The following is a 2,368-nucleotide window of genomic DNA, read 5'->3' as shown; positions in this document are numbered from 1 at the left end:
CCGGAGCGGCCACCCCCGGAGCCGCCCCCGCCACCCACCCTCCCGAGAGCCCACACCCCCACCCCCAAACCCCGTAAGCACCGCATAAGCCCAGCTCAGCCCCGGTGGTGACCCTCTTCACAGCCCCCCTCCCAGCAGACCGTTCCACATTCAACCTGTGGCACACTCGGATGCCATGAACCCCAGCCCGGTCACCAGAACGCTCCGCGCAGCGGTCTTCGCCGCGCTGGTCGTGCTGCTCGCCGGGCTCGGCCAGGTCCTGGTCACCGGCCGCACCCTCCCCGTCGGCCCGATGCTGCTGGCCTCGGCCGCCGTCTTCGCCGCGGCCTTCGCCCTGGCCGGCCGCGAACGCGGCTTCCCGGCCGTCGCAGCGGTGTTCCTGCCGCTGGAGCTGGCCGCCGGCGCCCTGTTCGACCTCGCCCAGAGCACCTGTCCCTCGCTGCCGCCAGGCACCGGACACGGCCTCCAGCCGCTGCTGTGCGGCGGCGGTTCGCTCGGCGGCTTCCTGCTCGGCCACGGCGTCTCCGCCCAGACCGGCCTGCTGCTGCTCCTCCTGCTGCACACGGTGATCGCGCTGGCCGGCGCCTTCTGGCTGAGCCGCGCGGACGCCGCGCTGTGCTGCCTGGCCGGGGCCGTCCGGATGCTGGGCGAGTTCCTGCACCGCCACCTGCCCGCCGCCGCCCGCTGGCTGCGGCTGCTGGTCGCGCCGCTGCCGGCCCGTCCGCCGTCCCGGGTGCCGTTCCCCCGGGCCAGCCGCGTGCTGGTCCCCGCCGAGGACGTCGTCGTCCGTCCGGCCGTCCGGCGCGGTCCGCCGGTGTTCGCCCTGGCCGTCTGAGCCACGGGCCTTCCCGCCCGCTCAGTCGGCTGTTCTCTCCTCCCGCGCAGGCCCCCGACCGGCCGCGCCGCCCCGTACGCCCGAGAGCACAGGACGACACCCCATGAGCAACACCCGCAAGACCGACAAGAAGGCCTCCGCCACCGACCGCATGCGCGTCGCCCGCGCCCAGGCCGAGCGCTCCGACCGGATCCGCCGCCGGGTGGTGGTCGGCGGCGCCTCCGCCGCCGTGCTCGCCCTCGTGGCGGGTGTGGCCTTCGCCGTCGGCGGCTCCTCCGGCTCCGGTTCGAACGCCGCGAACGGCCCGCTGGTCGTGCCGGCCAACGCGAGCGGCACCAACGGCACCGTGGTCACCTACGGCAAGGCCGACGCCCCGCACACCCTGGACGTCTACGAGGACTTCCGCTGCCCGTTCTGCGAGCAGCTGGAGACCACCACCGGCAAGGCGATCCAGCAGCTCGCCGACGACGGCACGTACAAGGTCGAGTACCACCTGGCGACGTTCCTGGACAACAACCTCGGCGGCAAGGGCTCGCGCACCGCGCTGGCCGCGGCGGGCGCCGCGCTGAACGAGGGCGTGGACAAGTTCAAGGCGTTCCACGACGTGCTGTACGCCAACCAGCCGGACGAGCGCAGCGACGCCTTCGGCGACGTCAACCACATCCTGGACCTGGCCGGCCAGGTGCCCGGCCTGAAGACCGACGGCTTCGTGAAGGCCGTCCAGGACGGCACCTACGCGCCGTGGGCGGCCAAGGTCAACGAGGAGTTCAACAAGAGCGACGTCACCGGCACCCCGACCGTCAAGCTGGACGGCCGGAAGCTGGACGTCCTCAACAACGGCAAGGCCGTCTCCCCCGAGCAGTTCACCGCGATGGTCAAGCAGGTGACCGGGTGACGGCCGGCGCCCCCGCCGGGCGGCCCGTGTACGGCGCGAGCCGCCCGTTCGCCTGGCTGCTGCTGATCGGCGGCGCCGTCGGCCTGTTCGCCTCGACGGTCCTCACCCTGGACAAGATCCGGCTGCTGGAGGACCCGTCCTACGTCCCCAACTGCAACATCAACCCGATCATCAGCTGCGGTTCGATCATGCGCAGCGACCAGGCGGAGGCCTTCGGCTTCCCCAACTCGCTGATCGGGCTGGTCGCCTTCGGCGTGGTGATCGCGGTCGGTGCCGGGCTGCTGTCCGGGGCGGCGTTCCGGCGCTGGTTCTGGCTCGGCCTGCAGGCCGGGACGGTGTTCGGGGTCGGCTTCGTGACCTGGCTGATGTACCAGGCGCTGTACCGGATCGGCGCGCTCTGCCCGTACTGCATGGTGGTGTGGGCCGCGGTGATCCCGCTGTTCTGGTACACCACGCTGCACAACCTGCGCTCGGGCGTGATCCCGGTGGGCCCGCGGCTGCGGGTGGCCGTCCGGGAGGCGGCCCGCTACCACTGGGTCGTCCCGGCGCTGTGGTACGCGGTGATCGCGCTGCTGATCCTCAACCGGTTCTGGTACTACTGGAGCACCCTGCTCTGACCCCGTCCGCCGCCCCCGCCC

3 protein-coding genes are annotated in these 2,368 nt (G+C 72.9%); all 3 read left to right on the top strand.

The window, feature by feature from the left end; translation table 11 throughout:
- Window positions 1-175: 175 nt before the first annotated feature.
- A complete protein-coding gene (locus ACFU6K_RS36980; protein WP_380670724.1) occupies window positions 176-835 on the top strand; it encodes a hypothetical protein in 660 nt (219 codons plus the stop codon).
- Between the two features lie 103 nt (window positions 836-938).
- A complete protein-coding gene (locus ACFU6K_RS36975; protein WP_380670723.1) occupies window positions 939-1,730 on the top strand; it encodes a DsbA family protein in 792 nt (263 codons plus the stop codon).
- The gene (locus ACFU6K_RS36970; protein ID WP_380670722.1) at window positions 1,727-2,347 is read left to right on the top strand and encodes a vitamin K epoxide reductase family protein; all 621 of its coding nucleotides are present in this window, start codon (window positions 1,727-1,729) and stop codon (window positions 2,345-2,347) included. Before ACFU6K_RS36975 ends, ACFU6K_RS36970 begins: the two co-directional genes overlap by 4 nt.
- Window positions 2,348-2,368: the final 21 nt, after the last annotated feature.

Source organism: Kitasatospora sp. NPDC057512, assembly GCF_042802135.1.
Taxonomy (GTDB): Bacteria; Actinomycetota; Actinomycetes; order Streptomycetales; family Streptomycetaceae; genus Kitasatospora.
This window is presented reverse-complemented; position numbering and strand designations above follow the sequence as displayed.

What these genes read in the sequence shown, in the direction of transcription:
- ACFU6K_RS36975 (WP_380670723.1), top strand. Translation starts at nt 939, where the DNA reads ATGAGCAACACCCGCAAGACCGACAAGAAGGCCTCCGCCACCGACCGC.
- ACFU6K_RS36980 (WP_380670724.1), top strand. Translation starts at nt 176, where the DNA reads ATGAACCCCAGCCCGGTCACCAGAACGCTCCGCGCAGCGGTCTTCGCC.